The sequence below is a fragment of the Pantoea osteomyelitidis genome, assembly GCF_044342975.1.
In the GTDB taxonomy this organism is placed as follows: Bacteria; Pseudomonadota; Gammaproteobacteria; order Enterobacterales; family Enterobacteriaceae; genus Pantoea; species Pantoea osteomyelitidis.
This window is the reverse complement of record NZ_JBGFSN010000004.1, coordinates 1,657,576-1,676,409: the sequence shown is the minus strand read 5'-3', so window position 1 is coordinate 1,676,409 and position 18,834 is coordinate 1,657,576. Positions and strand designations below refer to the sequence as shown.

Sequence of the window (18,834 nt, the reverse complement as noted above, 5' to 3'; positions counted from 1 at the left end):
CGCTACTTTAGCGGGCTGTATTCTCTTTCACGCCAGCAAATGCTGACCATGAAACCGCAGGTGATCCTCCACAAAGCTGGCGATAAAGTAATAGCTATGGTCATACCCCGGCTGAATACGCAGCGTCAGCGGAAAACCTGTCTCGCTGGCGACGGCCTCCAGGCGCTCCGGCTGCAGCTGATCGGCGAGGAACTGATCGCTGTCGCCCTGATCGATCAGCATCGGTAGACGATGCTGCGCCTCGCGCATCAGATGGCAGCTGTCCCAGGCTCGCCAGGCGGCGCGATCGTCACCCAGATAGGCCTGAAACGCTTTCTGACCCCAGGGTACATCGCACGGGTTAACGATCGGTGCAAACGCCGAGACGGAGGCGAAGCGTCCGCCCAGACGCAACGCCATCATCAGCGCGCCATGGCCGCCCATCGAATGTCCCATGATCGACTGACGCTCGCTCACCTTGAAGTTATCCTTAATCAGCGCAGGCAACTCCTCGCTGAGATAGTCAAACATGCGGTAATGCGCTGACCAGGGCGCTTCGGTGGCGTTGAGATAGAATCCCGCGCCTTGACCCAAATCGTAACCCGCATCGTTAGCCACCTGTTCGCCGCGCGGGCTGGTATCCGGCATCACCAGCACCAGTCCCAGCTCGGCGGCTACGCGCTGCGCGCCCGCTTTGGTAGTAAAGTTCTCATCGCTGCAGGTCAGGCCCGCAAGAAACCACACCACCGGCGGCGGCGTGTCGCCTTTGGGATTCGGCAAATAGATACTGAAAGTCATCGGGCAATTCAGCACTGCCGACGCGTGACGCCAGCGCTGCTGCCAGCCGCCGAATATGCGATGCTCTTCCAGTAATTCCAGCATGGGAGCCATAAAATTTTCCTGCTTATTTAGCGAAATGGATCACCGAGCGGATCGATTTACCTTCATGCATCAGGTCAAAGGCATTGTTAATCTCTTCCAGCGGCATGGTATGGGTAATAAAATCGTTCAGTGCAAACTTGCCGTCGAGGTAATCCTGCACGATACCCGGCAGCTGAGAACGACCTTTCACGCCGCCAAACGCCGAGCCGCGCCAGACGCGTCCGGTAACCAGCTGGAACGGACGGGTTGAGATCTCTTCGCCCGCGCCGGCAACGCCGATAATCACCGATTCGCCCCAGCCTTTATGGCAGCATTCCAGCGCGGAACGCATCACGTTCACATTACCGATACACTCGAAGGAGAAATCGACGCCGCCGTCAGTTAATTCAACAATGACATCCTGAATCGGCTTATCGTAATCTTTCGGGTTGATCAGATCGGTTGCGCCCAGCTTGCGCGCCAGATCGAACTTGCTGGTATTGATATCAATACCGATGATGCGGCCCGCTTTCGCCATTTTCGCGCCGATAATCGCCGACAGGCCAATGCCGCCCAGACCAAAAATCGCCACGGTGTCGCCTTCCTGTACTTTGGCGGTGTTCATCACCGCGCCCATGCCGGTGGTCACGCCGCAGCCCAGCAGGCAGACTTCTTCCAGCGGTGCTTCTTTGCTGATTTTCGCCAGCGAAATTTCCGGCACCACGGTGTACTCAGAGAAGGTTGAAGTGCCCATATAGTGGAAAATGGGTTTGCCATCCTTGAAGAAACGGGTCGTGCCGTCCGGCATCAAACCTTTGCCCTGTGTGGCGCGAATCGCCTGGCAGAGGTTGGTTTTGCCGGAGAGACAGAATTTACATTTACCGCATTCCGGCGTGTAAAGCGGAATCACATGATCGCCCACTTCCACGCTGGTCACGCCTTCGCCTACCGCTTCCACAATACCGCCGCCCTCATGGCCCAGGATGGCCGGGAAAACGCCTTCCGGATCGGTGCCGGAGAGGGTATAGGCGTCGGTGTGGCAGACGCCGGTGGCGACGATACGCACCAGCACTTCGCCTTTTTGTGGCGGCATCAGATCCACTTCTTCGATTTTCAGCGGTTCGCCAGCGGCCCAGGCGACGGCGGCGCGGGTTTTGATCATGTTCATGCAGTCCCTCTTCTCTCTTCAGGGCGTGCCGGCAGGGCCGGTAACGTCCGGTGATGGTGTGTAAAAGATAAAAATAGCGCGTAAATCGACAACTACTCCGCCGCTTTTAACGGATGCAGTAACTCATCATTCAGCGGACGGTCATCAAACTGTTCAATAATCAGGTATTTCAGCGCCTCGACGTTGGGCGTAAAGGCGTCGCGTCGCCAGATAAGCCAGGTGGCGGTATCGCGATATTGCGCAGGCAGAGCGTGCTGCTGCACGCGGGCGCGATCCGGCATCTGCGCCAGCACTGAGGCGGGTATCTTCGCCAGACCCGCTCCCGCCGCGACGCAGGCCATCATGGCGTGATAAGACTGAATCTCCATCACGCTGTCGGGCTGCGTGTTGCTGTCGCGATACCAGGCCTCCAGCTTCAGCCGGTAAGAGCAGCTGTTGCGAAAGGCAAACAGCGTATCGCCCGCGGCGTCGCGCGCGCTGCGAATCGGCACATGATCCAGGCTGGTGATCAGCACCATCTGTTCGCGAAAAGCGATGCAGCCGTTAAGCTCGTCGTGCAGCACAGGACCATCTACCAGCGCAGCGGCCAGCGTGCCTTCCCGCACCCGATCGATAATTTCTCCCGAGGTGCCGGTAATCAGCGAGAGCGATACCGCCGGATAGCGCTGATGATAGGCGGCCAGCAGGCCCGGCAGGCGCGTCGCGGCGGTGCTCTCCATCGAACCCAGGGCGAAATTCCCGGCAGGCTCGCCGGCACGCGTCATGCTCAGCGCCTCGTCGCTCAGGGCGAGAATGCGTTGCGCGTAGCAGAGAAAGTTATGTCCCATCGGCGACAGGCGCAGGCGCTGTTTTTCGCGGATAAAGAGATCCACGCCCAGCTCCTCTTCGAGCTGGCGTAAACGGGTGGTCAGATTGGAAGGGACGCGGTGCAGCTGTTCCGCCGCGCGCGCCAGCGAACCGCTTTCGGCCACGGAACAGAACATACGTAACTGGACTAAATCCATCTATTCTCTCCCTGTAAGCAACTATGGATGAATTATTCACTTTTCGTGAGTATAATCATCGCATATACTGATCGCAAGCCTTAATCGGGGGAAAACTTCTCTTCTGGCGGGGCCATGAAAAGCACGCGGAACATAATGAAAAGCTTTCATGACCAATCAGATTGATTGCTGGATTACCTCTGCAGAGTCCTTCACAATACGCGCTGAGAAATATTGCCCGCGGGTCTGACCGGCGGGAGCATCACCTGCCGGAGAAACCTAAAATGACGATGTTAAGTCAGGAAGCCGCCCTGGTTCATGAAGCGCTGGTCGCGCGTGGCCTGGAGACCCCGTTACGCGCGCCGACGCGTGAAATGGACGACGAAACCCGCAAACGCTTGATTGCTGGCCACATGACCGAAGTTATGCAGTTGCTGAATCTGGACCTTGAAGATGACAGCCTGATGGAAACGCCACATCGCATCGCCAAAATGTATGTGGATGAAATCTTCTCCGGCCTCGACTACGCCAATTTCCCGAAGATCACCCTCATTGAGAATAAAATGAAGGTGGATGAGATGGTGACGGTGCGCGACATCACGCTAACCAGCACCTGCGAACACCATTTCGTCATTATTGATGGTAAAGCTACCGTCGCCTATATCCCCAAAGATAAAGTGATCGGCCTGTCAAAAATCAACCGTATCGTGCAGTTCTTTGCGCAGCGCCCGCAGGTGCAGGAGCGTCTGACGCAGCAGGTGCTGATTGCACTGCAAACGCTGCTCGGCACCAATAACGTGGCGGTTTCTATTGATGCGGTACATTACTGCGTCAAGGCGCGCGGCGTGAAGGATGCCACCAGCGCAACTACCACCACCTCGCTGGGCGGCCTGTTTAAATCAAGCCAGAATACCCGCCAGGAATTTTTGCGCGCGGTGCGTCACAGCTAAGACTTCTTATGCCGGGCGAAGCGCTTCGCCCGTCTTAACCTGCTGAAACAGGATTTCGCATGCCGCAACGCTATCTCGCGCTGGATTTTATTCGTGGCGTTGCCATTCTCGGTATTCTGTTACTCAACATTGTGGGTTTTGGCCTGCCCGCCGCCGCCTATCTCAATCCCGCCTGGCAGGGGAATGCTTCCACCGCTGACGCCTGGACATGGGCGGTGATGGATGCGCTCGCCCAACTGAAATTTCTTACGCTGTTTGCCCTGCTGTTTGGCGCCGGGCTGCATCTGCAACTGCCGCGCGGCTCGCGCTGGCTGACGTCGCGCCTCACCTGGCTGGTGCTGCTGGGCTTTATCCATGCGGTGTTCTTCTGGGAAGGGGATATCCTGCTCGACTACGGCATTATCGGCCTGATTGTCTGGCGCATGATCCGCGAGGTTCCCTCGACGCGCTCGCTGTTTCACACCGGCGTGCTGCTTTACCTGGTTGGCTGCGGCGTAATGCTGATATTTGGCCTGATATCCAGCCCTAATCCTGGAAGTTCCTGGCTGCCGGGCGCGGCGGCTCTGGAGTATGAGCGCTACTGGAAGCTGGCTGGCGGCTGGGAGGCGATTCAGAATCGTCTTGACCATCTCTCTACCGGTCTGATGGCGCTCGCCTCGCAATATGGCTGGCAGCTGGCCGGGCTGATGATGATGGGCGCGGCGCTGATGCGCAGCGGCTGGCTGAAAGGCGAATTTACGCCGCAGCACTATCGCCGCACCGGCGCGCTGCTGCTCGCTGTAGGCTGGCTGATCGCCATTCCCGGCGTGGTTGCGCAATGGCGGCTGGGCTGGGAATTTCGCTGGAGCGGCTTCTTCCTCCAGCTGCCGCGCGATCTCGCCAGCCCCTTTCTGAGCCTCGGTTATGCCGCGCTCTGCTTTGCCGGGTGGCCGCAGATTTCACGCTGGCGCATCAGCCACGCTATTCAGTGCGTGGGGCGTATGGCGCTCTCCAACTATCTGTTGCAAACCCTGATCTGCACCACGCTGTTTTACCGCTTCCAGCTCTTTATGCACTTCGACCGCCTGTGGCTGCTCGCCTTTGTGCCGCCAATCTGGCTGGTTAACCTGCTGTTTTCCGTAATCTGGCTGCGCTACTTTCCGCAGGGGCCGCTGGAGTGGCTGTGGCGTCGTCTGACGCACCTTGCCGCCGGAAAGTCCACCGGTAACGCCCGCCTGAGATAATGACCTTCATCACAAAGGTTGCAAAATTGTATGTAACCGTTTTCATCTGTGTGAGCTGTTTCACGCTGTGTGAGTGACGTGCCTGACAGAATAGCCTGCGTAATCTTATAAAGCGCAATGCGCATTTTTCCTCCTCTGTGGAACACCTGCATGATAACGATTCGTGATGTGGCTCGTCAGGCTGGCGTGTCGGTGGCGACCGTCTCGCGCGTACTGAACAACAGCAGCGTCGTCACGCCGGAAACCCGTGATGCCGTGTTGCAAGCGGTTGAATCTTTAGGCTATCGTCCGAATGCCAACGCGCAGGCGCTGGCGACGCAGATCAGCGATACCATTGGCGTGGTGGTAATGGACGTCTCCGATCCCTTTTTTGGCGCGCTGGTGAAAGCGGTGGATACCGTGGCCCAGCGTATGCAAAAACATGTATTAATCAGCAACTCCTGGCATCAGGAGGAGAAAGAGCGCCATGCGATTGAGGTGTTGATGCGTCAGCGCTGTCATGCACTGGTGGTACATGCGAAAACGCTTTCAGACGCCGAACTCGCTGATTTCATGGAGCAAGTGCCCGGTATGGTGTTGATTAACCGCAGCGTGCCCGGCTATGAGTATCGCTGCGTCTGCCTGGATAACGTCACCGGCTCGCTGATGGCGACGCGCATGCTGTTACAGCAGGGGCATCAGCGTATCGGCTATCTCTGCTCGGGTCACGCTATTGAAGACAGGGAGCAACGACGCGAAGGTTGGCTGCAGGCGCTGGCAGAGCAGGGGATCACGCCACCGGAAAGCTGGATCGCCAGCGGAGAGCCGGATATGCAGGGCGGTGAAGCGGCGATGGTTGAGCTGCTGGGGCGTAATCAGCAACTGACCGCGGCGTTTGCGTATAATGACGGCATGGCGGCCGGCGCGCTTACTGCGCTGAAAGATAACGGCATTCAGGTGCCGCAGCATTTTTCCATCATCGGTTTTGATGATATTCCCATCTCGCGCTATACCGATCCGCAGCTGACGACGGTGCGTTATCCCATTGTTTCTATGGCGAAGCTGGCGACCGAACTGGCGCTGAAAGGCGCGGCGGGCGTGCTGGATCGCAACGAAACGCACTGCTTTATGCCTACCCTGGTACGCCGTCACTCAGTGGCTGCACGCTAAAATGTGCAGTCCATCACTGTTTAACACATGGCTTAATGTAACCGCTTTCAATCTGTGATTGCTTTCACAGTTAATTAACATCGCGCTCATTATTATGGCAGCGTCTTACTGACTGAAACAGTATGTTACGCTGCATCTCCCCCCGCTGGCGTGGTTTCATCAGATAATTCACTGATTTCACAATATCTTTCTGGAAGCGTTAGCGCACAGGGAAGTCAGGATTTGGGCTGCGGTCCAACGGCTTAGCGTAATATTTTATTGACCCGCCTCGCCGATCGTTTTTTACCGTTAGTTCTGCCTTCCATACCGGAGCGGCAGAGCAAGAACTACCCTGCAAAAAAACCGGAGATACTATGAATAAGAAGGTTTTCACGCTCACTGCATTGGTTGCCAGTATGATGTTCGGCGCAACCGCTCATGCCGCGGACGCACGCATTGGCGTTACCATCTACAAATACGACGATAACTTTATGTCGATGGTGCGCAAAGATATTGAGAAAGAAGCCAAAACTATTGGCGGCGTTCAGCTGCTGATGAATGACTCGCAGAACGACCAGTCCAAACAGAACGATCAGATTGACGTGCTGATGGCGAAAGGGGTTAAGGCGCTGGCGATTAACCTGGTTGACCCGGCTGCGGCGGCAGTGGTTGTCGACAAAGCGCGCAGTAACGACGTGCCGGTGGTGTTCTTCAACAAAGAGCCGAACGCCAAAGTGCTGGCCGGTTATGACAAAGCTTATTATGTGGGTACCGACTCGAAAGAGTCCGGCATCATCCAGGGCCAGCTGATTGAAAAACACTGGAAGTCCACACCAGCCTGGGATCTTAATAAAGATGGTCAGATTCAGTTTGTGCTGCTGAAGGGCGAGCCGGGCCATCCGGATGCCGAAGCGCGTACCAAATATGTTATCGACACCCTGAACAAAGACGGCATCAAAACGCAGCAGCTGGCGATGGATACCGCTATGTGGGATACCGCTCAGGCGAAAGATAAAATGGACGCCTGGCTCTCCGGCCCGAACGCCAACAAAATCGAAGTGATCATCGCCAACAACGATGCGATGGCGATGGGTGCGGTTGAAGCGCTGAAAGCGCACAACAAGTCTTCCATTCCGGTATTCGGCGTGGATGCGCTGCCGGAAGCGCTGGCGCTGGTTAAATCGGGCGCGATGGCCGGGACCGTGTTGAACGATGCGGAAAACCAGGCGAAAGCCACGCTGGATATGGCGAAAAACCTGGCGGACGGCAAGCAGGCTACCGACGGCACCAGCTTCAAGATGACAGATAAGATTGTCCGCGTACCTTATATAGCGGTTGATAAAGAGAATCTGTCGCAGTTCACGAAATAACCCAGTTCCGGGCGCAGCCAGCGGCTGCGCCTTTTTTCTCGTGACCAACGTTTTTTTAGCCAGGTAAATTATGGCCAGTGAAAATCCGACCGCGCAGCGTGAATACCTGCTGGAAATGACGAATGTGTCAAAATCATTTCCTGGGGTAAAAGCCTTAGATAATGTGAATTTAAAAGTGCGGCCACATTCCGTTCACGCCTTAATGGGCGAAAACGGCGCCGGTAAATCAACATTATTAAAATGCCTGTTTGGTATTTACAGCAAAGATACGGGGAGCATCCTGTTTCAGGGTGAAGAAGTAAACTTTAAAAGTTCAAAAGAAGCGCTGGAAAACGGCGTCTCTATGGTGCACCAGGAACTGAACCTGGTATTACAGCGCACCGTGATGGATAACATGTGGCTGGGCCGCTATCCGCGCAAAGGTTTTTTTGTCGATCAGGAAAAAATGTATCGCGATACCAAAGCGATCTTCGACGAGCTGGATATTAATATCGATCCGCGCGACAAGGTAATTCATTTATCTGTCTCGCAAATGCAGATGATCGAAATTGCTAAAGCGTTCTCGTACGATGCCAAAATCGTGATTATGGATGAGCCGACCTCCTCGCTGACGGAAAAAGAGGTGAACCATCTGTTCACCATTATTCGTAAGCTGAAAGATCGCGGTTGCGGCATTGTTTATATCTCGCACAAGATGGAAGAGATTTTTCAGCTGTGCGATGAAATTACTATTCTGCGTGACGGGCAGTGGATCACCACCCAGCCGCTGGAAGGGCTGGATATGGATAAGATCATCTCTATGATGGTCGGCCGTTCGCTTAACCAGCGTTTTCCGGACAAATCCAACGTGCCGGGGGAAACCATCCTGGAAGTGCGCAATTTGACCTCGCTGCGACAGCCGTCGATTCGTGACGTCTCTTTTGATCTGCATAAAGGGGAGATTCTGGGTATCGCCGGGCTGGTGGGCGCGAAACGTACCGATATTGTGGAGACCCTGTTTGGTATCCGCGAAAAGTCGGGCGGCACCATTAAGCTGCACGGCAAAGCCATTAATAACCATAGCGCCAACGAAGCGATTAACCACGGCTTTGCGCTGGTGACCGAAGAGCGTCGCTCCACCGGTATTTATGCTTTTCTCGATATTGGCTTTAACTCGCTTATTTCCAATATCAGAAAATATAAAAACTCTATCGGGCTGCTGGATAACAAGCGGATGAAAAGCGATACCCAGTGGGTGATTGATGCGATGCGGGTAAAAACCCCGGGGCATCAGACGCAAATTGGTTCGCTCTCCGGCGGCAACCAGCAAAAAGTGATTATTGGTCGCTGGCTGTTAACCCAACCTGAAATATTGATGCTTGATGAACCGACGCGCGGAATTGACGTCGGGGCGAAGTTTGAAATTTATCAGCTGATTGCCGAGCTGGCGAAGAAAGAGAAGGGCATCATTATTATCTCTTCCGAAATGCCGGAGCTGTTAGGCATTACCGATCGTATTCTGGTCATGAGTAATGGCCAGGTGGCGGGCATTGTTGATACCAAAACGACTACGCAGAACGAAATATTGCGTTTAGCGTCATTACACCTTTAATGAAGCAAGGGCTGTTAACATGAAAGCGACTACAAAAAAGAATGCGCTAACCTGGTTAAAAGAGGGCGGCATTTATGTCGTGCTGCTGGTTTTGCTGGCTATTATTATTTTCCAGGATCCTACCTTTTTAAGTTTGATGAACCTGAGTAACATTCTGACCCAGTCTTCCGTGCGTATTATTATCGCGCTCGGCGTGGCGGGACTGATTGTGACCCAAGGCACCGACCTTTCCGCCGGACGTCAGGTCGGGCTGGCGGCGGTAGTGGCGGCGACGCTGCTACAGGCGATGGATAACGCCAACAAGGTGTTTCCCTCGATGGATACCATGCCGATTCCGGTGGTCATTCTGATCGTCTGCGCTATCGGCGCGGTGATTGGTCTGGTCAACGGTGTGATCATCGCTTACCTGAAGGTAACGCCCTTTATCACTACCTTGGGCACCATGATCATCGTCTACGGCATTAACTCGCTCTATTACGATTACGTTGGCGCATCGCCGATTGCAGGCTTTGATTCAGGCTTTTCGAAATTTACCCAAGGCTTTCTGAGATTTGGCGATTTCAAACTCTCCTACATTACTTTCTATGCCCTTATCGCGATTGTGTTTGTCTGGATCCTGTGGAACAAAACGCGTTTTGGTAAAAACATTTTCGCCATCGGCGGCAACCCGGAAGCGGCGAAGGTGTCAGGGGTAAACGTTAACCTGAACCTGATTCTGATTTATGCGCTCTCCGGCGTGTTCTACGCCTTCGGCGGGATGCTGGAAGCGGGACGTATCGGCAGCGCCACCAACAACCTCGGCTTTATGTATGAACTGGATGCGATCGCCGCCTGCGTGGTGGGCGGGGTTTCCTTTGCCGGGGGCGTCGGCACCGTGGCTGGGGTCGTGACCGGCGTGCTTATTTTTACCGTGATCAACTACGGCCTGACTTATATCGGCGTAAACCCTTACTGGCAGTATATTATCAAGGGCGGCATCATTATCTTCGCCGTCGCGCTGGATTCACTGAAGTACTCCAGGAAGAAATAAAAGCATTGAAAAAAACAGCGCGCTGCCAGAATAACTGGCAGCGCGCTTAACATTCCCTCTCATCGCAGATTAATCAGCAATGTTTAACGTTAAATAACATCACTGGAAAATATTGTTATTCGCTATCGGTGACGGTGAGTTCCAGCGGAACATCTTCATTGAGCTGCACTTTCACACCGTTCAGTTTTACATATACCTTGTATATTGCAGGATGGCTACCGGCAGTAATAATGGCAGTGTAAGTTCCTTTCTTGAGAATTTTTTGCGTAAACGAAGTTGCTGTCGGCTTCGTTCCGGAGATGACAACCCCGTCAAAGCTGACTAGCAGTGCATCCTGCTGATCATTTAACGCATTCCCATCTGCATCTTTTAACTCCAGCGTTAATTCCGTTGTGCCACTGTTGGCCTCAATTGAAGAAGCTTTAAGAGTCGCGGTTGAGGGTCCTGCAACCACAGTCGGCGCGCTAACAGTCAGTGACGTTGATCCTACATTTTCATCGTCCAGTGTCACCGTCAGGGTATATGCGCCGCTTGCGCTATTGGCATTTACCGTGGCGGTATAGGTGCCAGCCTCATCGCTTTCGGTAAAGTCACCAATGGTCGGGGTTTTATCCTTTTTAGACGCTGCTGTGGCTGTAGCTCTCAGCTCGTCAGCTTTACCCGTCACGGCACCTTGTGAATCAGACAATTTCACCGTCAGCGTGGTTGTACTCTGTGCTTCTATTGCCTGGTCTGTCAGCGAAACCTCGGCAGTTGGCATCTCATCTGCCTGAATAGTCAGCGTCGCATCGGTTAACTTCTCATCGTCCAGTTTGACATTCAGCGTAGCCGTACCCGCTGTGTTACCAGCAGTCACCTGAGCGGTATAGGTTCCCGGCGTGCCCTCAACTTCAGTAAATTTGCCTACCATTGCCAGACCATTTTCATCACTGGCTGAAAGATTACTGGCTTTTCCGGTCACAGCGTTATTGGCTGCATCGGTCAATGTCACCGTGAGCGTTGATGTTGCCTCAGGTGCAACGGTTGCAGGAGTAAGAGATGCCATTGCCATAAACTCTTCACCTGCTTCTTCCGCATCAACGATCAGTTCGACCGAGGGCAGGGCTTGACCATCCAGCGTGGGGGTTAAAGTGAACTCTCCGTGGCTGCCGTTAGCGTGAATCGTCGTGGTGTAAACGCCATTGCCGTTATCTTGAAACGGATCATTGGTTGGCAGAGTCGCTTCCCCGTCGCGGGTCTGTGAAGGGTTCGCTGCGATATTTAACTTCAAATGTTCAGCCTGACCGGTAAGCGGTTGACCAGAGCCATCTTTCAACGTCAGCGTCAGGGTTGTGCTGCCGTCAGCAGTAATTTCCGCTTGATCAAGCTGAGGCTGGTCGGGAGTTTCATTACCGGTGTTGCCGCCGGTATTAATCACCTGGCTATAGACGCGCTCAGAGGCGTTGCCTTCGTTGTCGTAGGCCACGCCGGAAATTGACCAGCTGTTGCGACCATCCGCCTGCGCGGCCGGGATCACCACGGACCACTGTGAGCCTTCGCCTTTCAGCGCGCCACCGGCGTTCACCAGTTCAGACTGATCCCAAACGATTTCACGCAGGCCGTGGGCTGCATTAACATGCACGTTCAGCGGCACTTCAGCATTGGCAACACCGCTTACCTGGCTCACCATGCTCATTTTGATTACCTGCTTCTTACGATATTTCAGCACGATGTTATTGTTACGATCGACCATATCGTAGCGGCTGCCTGCCAGAGAACGGCGTTCTCCAACCTGCGACGCATCCAGCAGATCGCTCAGGCGATCGCCAAAACGGTAGTTAAGCGCCAGATTGAATTCGGTTTCGCTTTTGCCTTCGCGACCGGTGCGCTGATCGACGCCGACGGTAACCAGCGGCACCGGCGTCCAGGTCACACCCGCGGTCAGGGCGCTGGCGTTTTTCTGCAGGCTGTCATGACCGAACAGGGCAACCTTGTCGCCATAGTACTGTTCATACTGCAGCTTCGCGCCGAGCGCAGGGTAAGAGGGCAGATAACCTTCTGCACGCACGTCCCAGCCGTCAGCCACTTTTTCTTCATAGTCATGCAGCAGATCGGAATTTTTCCAGCCGCTCAGGCCCATGTAACCGTTGGCGGCCAGCTTCAGGTTATCGCGCCAGTACTCCACGCCGACACCGGCACGGGTATGGCTCTGCGAAAAGTCGTAATCCGCAAACAGGTTAGCGCCCAGCATATCGCTGTCGCGGAAGTGACGCACACCCACACCCACGTTGCCCTGGGTGCGTTTATCAGCGTGATGCACGTTCCACTGGCCATAAACCAAATTCTCTTTGCTGTCGTAGTAAGGGGTCAGCAACTCAAGGGAAGAGTCAGCCAGGTTAAAGTTATGATCGGTACCCAGGCTAACGCGGGCGTTACCAAAGCGTTTCAGCCAGTCCTGCGCGGCGGCACCGGCCATGCCGGTTACCTGACCCTGCGCCATGCTGGAAGCGGCATCGGCTGAATTGCCTGACGCCAGCATCTGACCGGTCTGGGCCGCCAGCTGTGCCAGATGAGCTTCAGTCTGGCTAGACTGCGCCTCGCGATCCACTGCGAAGGGGCTACGCGCAGCGTCATTTGTCAACGGCTGAGCCGGTACATCCAGCTCATCGCCAGATTGCAGATGATCGAAGCCGTGGGCGAAGGTGCGCAGCTGGTTCAACTTTTTCAGTTCAGTGACGGTGAGGTTGTATTTTTTTGCCACTGACGCTGCGCTCTCGCCACTGCCTAACGTATAGGTTGTGGTGCGAATATCGTTCATGGCCGCGGCATGGACAGCAGGCGCGACGCCAGCCATCACAGGCAGAGCAAGTTGAATACAGATGTTTAGCCAGGTAAGGCGATGCAATACGCGCTTACGACGTGACAGATGTGTTTTTACAGACACGATTATTACCTTTCACTTTTTAAACAGAGAGGGTTAGAAAAAAATCTCAAGGACGCTCAGAGCTGGCGGCTAAGGTAATAGGAAATCTCTGGATTGGTTACATGTTTCACATTTTTAAACTTATACAGTTTTAAAATTCTTTATTTAGCTATTTTTTATATTTTTACTCTGGCTATGGCGCTATTTGGTCGAATATACAAACGCACAGAAAGGTTGTTTCTGCCCACAGTAAGGAAAAAAGAAAGGTGGCGGGTAAGAATGTCTTCAGTAAGGGAGGGTGTGGCAGGAAACCTACAGGGAAACGCAGAGTCCGCAACCGACGGACTGCCTTATAAAGCAGAAATATCAGGTCGGTGATTCGGCTGCCCAGGAGGCCGTAAGCTGAAGAGAACCTGGATATTTTTCAGAATAACTATCTGGAGGCTTATAGAAAGCGAATTTTTTGTCTGTATATTTTGGGGTTTGTAGCTAAAAATTGATCTTTCTGGCCGGGCTGGCAAGTTGTACGCCTCAACTCAGGAGGCATTATGTACTTGCGTAATAAAACTACTTTTCTTGATCGTTATCTTTTTAACCATCCTCATCGGGTGTGGCGGTTAACCGTGTTTGGTTGTGTAACCATCTGGGCCGTACTGCTGCTGGTTTGTATGAAGTATGGCGAGTTGATTTGAACCAGGGGCAATCAGGCGGCATGCTCTGGCGTACAGTAGAGAAAAGGCACCAGGCCGTCACCCAATACCAGCGTCCCGTTCTCCAGCTTATGCATAGAAATAAAAGAGTGGGTGCGGCTGAGCAATGAAGCTTTTCTAATCAGCTCTGGCGGAGCGTCATCATCCGGCGAAGTTTCAAGCCGGGTACTTTTCGCCAGGTAGAGTCCCGCATCGTTTTCCGCAGCAAGCGTAAATGTCACGATGCGATCCACACGGTAGTGACGTTCTCCCGCCGCCAGCCAGCCGGAAAAGCGGGCGTCGCCTTTTTCCGGGTTATGAAAAACCAGCGTGACCACGCCTTCCAGCGTCAGGCTGCTCTCCGCCGTCTGAAAAACCTTATTGATATGACCGTTACAGGCCACGCTTCCTGATGCGCGCTGCTGCTGATACCACACGCCTGCCAGGGCGATCGCCGCAGCCAGCGCAAAAGAAGAAATATATTTCATTGCTGCCACGGTTTACCTTCCTGATAGTAAGTGCTGCACGCGCTGTAGCCGTTTTCATGGGTATGGCAGAAGGCGACGCTGCTGAGAAACTGATTGCCACGTTCTTTCACATCAACCAGGGCGTGATAACGGTCGGTCTCGCAATGCTGATTTTTATCCAGCTGCGCGACATCGTGCAGCAGGGTCGCTTTTTCATCGGCGGAAATCGGTCGGAGCGCATAAACCGGACAGCCTTTCACTTCCCCCGCTAGCCAGGTTTTCATCTTCGGCATCTCGGGCGCACCTGAGCCATGAAAAAACCAGGGCAGTGCCAGGGCGGCAGTCAGCAGTAACAGCGACCAGGCGATAAAGTTGCGGGAAAAAACGCGAGGGGCAGACAAGGTTTCGAGCTGGTTGGGCTGCGGCGCAACTGTCGGCTCGGGCTGCTCGCTTTCTGTCGCCTTAACCTTGTCCGTTTCGCTAACCGCAATCACCACATCGCGCATAATCAAACCCTGACGTGGCAGGGTCTTGATCAGTTCACTGTCTGCGCCCAGCTCATTCAGGGCATGACGCAACACGCTGAGGTAGGTATTAAGATTATGGCCGGAAGCGCGGAATCCATGGGCATCCCAGGCTTCCTCCATCAGCGCATCACGTGAAATAAGTGTTCCCGGACAGCGGATCAATGCCAGCAGCAATAGCGTGGCAGGGCGTGGCAGGCTACAGTCTGATTGATTTTCATCCACAGCGCACAGCAGGTTCTCCTGCGGGAAAAAAAGTATTTTATCGTCAATCAGATAATGCATTCACCGTATCCTTGCTCTACCTGCGCTTCTGTTCCAGCCCTAACAGCTGTTCCGGCGTGACCGCCGGATAGCTGGGTGCGTCTTGCGGAATTTCATGTACCGCCGGGATGGGAACCAGCGGGCCGAGGAAGCGTGGTTCACGCTTCATGATATAGAGATCCACTAACGCGCCCAGGCGCGCAGCCACCTCGCGCACGCGAACGCTGAGCATGTTCTTGGGTGAGGGCACCGCATAGCACTGCGCCTGAATTCCCAGATGCAGCGCAATAAACAGCGCGCGTTCACAGTGAAAACGTTGGGTAATAATAATGAAATCGTTGGTATCGAACACTTTGCGTGTGCGGACGATAGAGTCCAGGGTACGAAAGCCCGCGTAGTCCAGTACGATATCGGCCGGGGCGACGCCCGCCTTGATCAGGTCGCGCCGCATGGTCATAGGTTCATTGTAGCTTTGCAGCGCATTATCGCCGCTCAGCAGCAGATAATTGACCTTGCCGCTGTTATAGGCATTCAGCGCACCCTGCATGCGGTAGAGATAATACTGATTGATCACGCCGGTGCGGTAATATTTGGCGGTGCCAAGTACCACGCCAACCTGACGATGGGGTAACGACGCGACATTTTCGTAAATGTAAGGGGCAGTTTTCCAGCCAATCCAGCGATCCAGGGCGAGCGCAGCCGCCACCATCATTAAGATGATGAAAAGCAGACCAAAGAAAATGCGTTTCAGCATGCGCCCCGGCACCCAACCTCAGACAAATTTGATCGCTCAAGGCTACTTGAGGCGTAGCGGGGAAGCAAGTTAAGGCCGGTTGGCTGGAGTTTTTTTAAGCGATGCCGGACCGGTTAAGGTCCGGCAGGGCGGATCAAATCGAGGTACGACGATAGTGACGATACTGCGGCAGCCAGAAGTTGCTGGCTATCGCCTGTGACAGCACATCTTCTGAAGTGACCACCGCGACGCCTGCCAACTGCGCCGCTTTGCCCACTTCCATGGCGATCACTTTGGACACGCCCTGAATATCCTTGATTTCCGGCAGCACTGGTCCGACGCCTTCGTTCACCAGCGGTGAGCAGTCGGCCAGCGCGCGGCTGGCGGTCATCAGCATCGAGTCGGTGACGCGTGAGGCGCCAGCGGCGATAACTCCAAGGCCGATGCCGGGGAAAATGTAGGAGTTGTTGCACTGAGCAATCGGATAGGTTTTGCCTTTCCAGGTGACCGGCGCGAACGGGCTGCCGGTGGCTACCAGCGCGGCGCCGTCGGTCCAGGCGATAATATCTGCCGGCGTGGCTTCTACGCGCGAGGTCGGATTCGAGAGCGGCATCACGATAGGGCGAGCGCAGTGCTGATGCATTTCGCGAATAATCTCTTCGGTGAACAGGCCCGGCTGACCGGAAACGCCGATCAGAATATCGGGTTTGGCGTTACGCACCACGTCGAGCAGCGAGATCGAATCGCTGTTCACATCCCACCCTTTGAGATTTTCACTCTTCTGCACCAGTCGGCTCTGGAAGTCGAGCAGGTTCGGCAGCTTATCGGTCAGCAGGCCAAAGCGATCCACCATCATGACGCGGGCGCGCGCTTCTTCATTGCTTAACCCTTCCGATTTCATCTGGGCGATAATCTGCTCGGCGATGCCGCAGCCCGCTGAACCGGCGCCGAGGAACACCACTTTCTGTTCGCTCAGGAGACTGCCGGCGGCGCGGCTGGCGGCGATCAGCGTGCCTACGGTAACGGCGGCGGTGCCCTGAATATCATCGTTGAAGCAGCAAATCTCATCGCGATAGCGTTCCAGCAGCGGCATGGCGTTTTTCTGCGCGAAATCTTCAAACTGCAACAGCACTTTCGGCCAGCGGCGCTTCACTGCCTGGATAAACTCATTGACGAACGCATCGTACTCTTCGCCGGTGATACGCGGATGACGCCAGCCCATATAGAGCGGATCGTTCAGCAGCTGCTGATTATTAGTACCAACATCCAGAACCACAGGCAGGGTATACGCCGGGCTGATGCCGCCGCAGGCGGTATAAAGGGAAAGCTTACCAATAGGAATGCCCATGCCACCGATACCCTGATCGCCGAGACCCAGGATACGCTCGCCATCGGTGACCACAATAACCTTCACGTTCTGCTTGGTGGCGTTTTGCAGCATATCTTCAATGCGGTCACGATTCGGATAAGAGATAAACACGCCGCGCGCGCGACGATAAATTTCCGAAAAATGCTCACAGGCCGCGCCTACCGTCGGGGTATAGATGATCGGCATCATCTCTTCGAGATGGTTATCCAGCAGGCGATAGAACAGCGTCTCGTTGGTGTCCTGAATGTTGCGCAGATAAACGTGCTTATCGTTATTGTTTTTAAAATCTTCGAACTGACGCCAGGCGCGCTGAGCTTGCTCCTCAATCGACTCTACCGCCTCAGGCAGCAGGCCGTTGAGGTTAAACTCGTTGCGCTCTTCCAGGGAAAAAGCGCTGCCTTTATTCAGTAACGGGAATTCCAACAGAATCGGGCCAGCGTAGGGGATATAAAGCGGACGTTTACTCTCGTAGTCGAGTTCCATGCAATGTGTGCTCCGGTTTCAGTTATTTCTGGCTTTCTGCCTGCCACGGCAACGCCAGTCTTCATCGTTGTGAGGAGAATTCTGACGTCCGATCCTATGAAATTTCTGAGAGATGTACAGCTTTTGTTAATAAAAGCAGACAAAACATTCGCGATCAGGCGTGGCGGAGGGCCACGACGTCAACATGCTGGCAGCCGAGCGCGGCAAGGGTGGCAAGGGTGGCGTCGCGCTGCGTTAAGATAGCCTGTTCCGCTTCGGCCAGCACCGCGCGCTGGATCTGCTGGCAATCTTCTCCGAGCATATTTAACAAAATCAGCGCCGCCTGCAATGGCGGCAGCGCGGGATTAAAAGCCGCATTTTCTGCGTAGCGACCGGCAACGATTTGTCCCGATGCGCTGAGCAGCGCCACGCCGCTGTGCGACTGACTGTAGGGTGCATGGCTGGCGCTGGCCGCCTGAATCGCCGCCTGTGCGAGGGCATCGCCCTGTGGCACATAGCCGTGATCCACTTTATCCAGCAGCAGCGCTTTGATAGCTAAATCGCGCGGGCCAAAGGCATCCGGCAGGTAATCTGCCAGCGTGCTGACGGCGCGATCGGGCAGGCTGATGCGAATTTCCGTGCCGCTGTTCAGCTCATTCATAAACTGCCGGCAGTGGCCGCACGGCGTGTAATTTACCGTGATGGTTTCCAGACGCGCTTCACCGCGCAGCCAGGCATGGGTAATGGCGCTCTGCTCCGCATGCACCGTCTGTTGCAGAGGCGTATGCAGAAACTCCATGTTGGCACCGAAATACCAGTGGCCGCTGGTGCCGCGCGCAATGGCGCCGACGTTGAAACGGGACACCGGTGCCAGTGCACAGGCCGCCGCCAGCGGCAGCAGCGCAAGCGCCAGCGCATCAGCCTCTATACCGGTTTGCTGTTGCAGCGTGGCGATTTGCGCAGGTGTCAGCACGGCCTGAAAGTTAGCATCGTCCAGCAGGGGCTGAACAGCAGACTTTAACGGCTCCGCCAGGGCGCTAAAAGCGGAATGAAAACGTGAATGCATGATTGCCTCGCCAGAATTGTCAGACGGCCGTGTGCCGCTTAACGATTTATATGTGATCTGCATCGCTCTGACAAT

At 54.7% G+C, this 18,834-nt stretch carries 16 protein-coding genes; 7 read left to right on the top strand and 9 right to left on the bottom strand.

Annotation, left to right across the window (positions count from 1 at the left end):
• Nucleotides 1–27: 27 nt before the first annotated feature.
• From fghA to ptrR, 3 genes are all read right to left on the bottom strand, one after another.
• The gene (fghA, locus tag ABU178_RS12935) at nucleotides 28–870 is read right to left on the bottom strand and encodes an S-formylglutathione hydrolase (RefSeq protein ID WP_397215418.1); all 843 of its coding nucleotides are present in this window, start codon (nucleotides 868–870) and stop codon (nucleotides 28–30) included.
• A 13-nt stretch (nucleotides 871–883) separates the two neighbouring features.
• Nucleotides 884–2,008: an S-(hydroxymethyl)glutathione dehydrogenase/class III alcohol dehydrogenase gene (locus tag ABU178_RS12930; RefSeq protein WP_397215417.1), complete on the bottom strand. Its 1,125-nt coding sequence runs from the start codon at nucleotides 2,006–2,008 to the stop codon at nucleotides 884–886.
• A gap of 92 nt (nucleotides 2,009–2,100) precedes the next feature.
• On the bottom strand, nucleotides 2,101–3,012 hold the full coding sequence (ptrR, locus tag ABU178_RS12925; RefSeq protein WP_397215415.1) for a putrescine utilization regulator PtrR: 912 nt from the start codon (nucleotides 3,010–3,012) through the stop codon (nucleotides 2,101–2,103).
• A 263-nt stretch (nucleotides 3,013–3,275) separates the two neighbouring features.
• On the opposite strand from ptrR, the gene folE reads away from it, so the two are divergent.
• The 6 genes from folE to mglC all read left to right on the top strand — a co-directional run bounded on the left by folE (nucleotide 3,276) and on the right by mglC (nucleotide 10,283).
• Nucleotides 3,276–3,941 (top strand): GTP cyclohydrolase I FolE, encoded by a 666-nt coding sequence (gene folE / locus ABU178_RS12920; protein ID WP_397215414.1) that lies wholly within the window; start codon nucleotides 3,276–3,278, stop codon nucleotides 3,939–3,941.
• Between the two features lie 59 nt (nucleotides 3,942–4,000).
• The gene (yeiB, locus tag ABU178_RS12915) at nucleotides 4,001–5,164 is read left to right on the top strand and encodes a DUF418 domain-containing protein YeiB (RefSeq protein ID WP_397215412.1); all 1,164 of its coding nucleotides are present in this window, start codon (nucleotides 4,001–4,003) and stop codon (nucleotides 5,162–5,164) included.
• 150 nt (nucleotides 5,165–5,314) lie between these two features.
• On the top strand, nucleotides 5,315–6,313 hold the full coding sequence (gene galS, locus ABU178_RS12910) for an HTH-type transcriptional regulator GalS (RefSeq protein WP_397215410.1): 999 nt from the start codon (nucleotides 5,315–5,317) through the stop codon (nucleotides 6,311–6,313).
• A gap of 353 nt (nucleotides 6,314–6,666) precedes the next feature.
• A complete protein-coding gene (gene mglB, locus ABU178_RS12905; RefSeq protein ID WP_397215408.1) occupies nucleotides 6,667–7,662 on the top strand; it encodes a galactose/glucose ABC transporter substrate-binding protein MglB in 996 nt (331 codons plus the stop codon).
• 70 nt (nucleotides 7,663–7,732) lie between these two features.
• Nucleotides 7,733–9,253 (top strand): galactose/methyl galactoside ABC transporter ATP-binding protein MglA, encoded by a 1,521-nt coding sequence (gene mglA / locus ABU178_RS12900; RefSeq protein ID WP_397215406.1) that lies wholly within the window; start codon nucleotides 7,733–7,735, stop codon nucleotides 9,251–9,253.
• A gap of 19 nt (nucleotides 9,254–9,272) precedes the next feature.
• Nucleotides 9,273–10,283, top strand: coding sequence for a galactose/methyl galactoside ABC transporter permease MglC (mglC, locus tag ABU178_RS12895; protein WP_397215404.1), 1,011 nt, complete (start codon nucleotides 9,273–9,275; stop codon nucleotides 10,281–10,283).
• Nucleotides 10,284–10,398: 115 nt separating this feature from the next.
• Here the strand turns inward: mglC and ABU178_RS12890 are convergent, their stop codons facing one another.
• Nucleotides 10,399–13,206, bottom strand: a complete 2,808-nt coding sequence (locus tag ABU178_RS12890; protein ID WP_397215402.1) for an inverse autotransporter beta domain-containing protein — start codon at nucleotides 13,204–13,206, stop codon at nucleotides 10,399–10,401.
• Nucleotides 13,207–13,733: 527 nt separating this feature from the next.
• On the opposite strand from ABU178_RS12890, the gene ABU178_RS12885 reads away from it, so the two are divergent.
• Complete coding sequence (locus tag ABU178_RS12885; RefSeq protein WP_397215400.1) at nucleotides 13,734–13,877, top strand: hypothetical protein; 144 nt, start codon at nucleotides 13,734–13,736, stop codon at nucleotides 13,875–13,877.
• Nucleotides 13,878–13,888: 11 nt separating this feature from the next.
• Here the strand turns inward: ABU178_RS12885 and ABU178_RS12880 are convergent, their stop codons facing one another.
• The 5 genes from ABU178_RS12880 to cdd form a co-directional block, all read right to left on the bottom strand.
• Nucleotides 13,889–14,371: a hypothetical protein gene (locus ABU178_RS12880; RefSeq protein ID WP_397215398.1), complete on the bottom strand. Its 483-nt coding sequence runs from the start codon at nucleotides 14,369–14,371 to the stop codon at nucleotides 13,889–13,891.
• Nucleotides 14,359–15,150: a transcriptional regulator gene (locus ABU178_RS12875; protein WP_397215396.1), complete on the bottom strand. Its 792-nt coding sequence runs from the start codon at nucleotides 15,148–15,150 to the stop codon at nucleotides 14,359–14,361. The genes ABU178_RS12880 and ABU178_RS12875 overlap by 13 nt, the downstream gene beginning before the upstream one ends.
• A gap of 16 nt (nucleotides 15,151–15,166) precedes the next feature.
• Nucleotides 15,167–15,883 carry an outer membrane permeability protein SanA gene (gene sanA, locus ABU178_RS12870; protein WP_397215394.1) on the bottom strand — a complete coding sequence of 239 codons (717 nt, stop codon included), beginning with the start codon at nucleotides 15,881–15,883 and terminating at the stop codon, nucleotides 15,167–15,169.
• Between the two features lie 133 nt (nucleotides 15,884–16,016).
• A complete protein-coding gene (locus ABU178_RS12865; protein ID WP_397215392.1) occupies nucleotides 16,017–17,714 on the bottom strand; it encodes an NAD-dependent malic enzyme in 1,698 nt (565 codons plus the stop codon).
• 154 nt (nucleotides 17,715–17,868) lie between these two features.
• The gene (gene cdd, locus ABU178_RS12860) at nucleotides 17,869–18,759 is read right to left on the bottom strand and encodes a cytidine deaminase (RefSeq protein WP_397215390.1); all 891 of its coding nucleotides are present in this window, start codon (nucleotides 18,757–18,759) and stop codon (nucleotides 17,869–17,871) included.
• Nucleotides 18,760–18,834 lie beyond the last annotated feature (75 nt).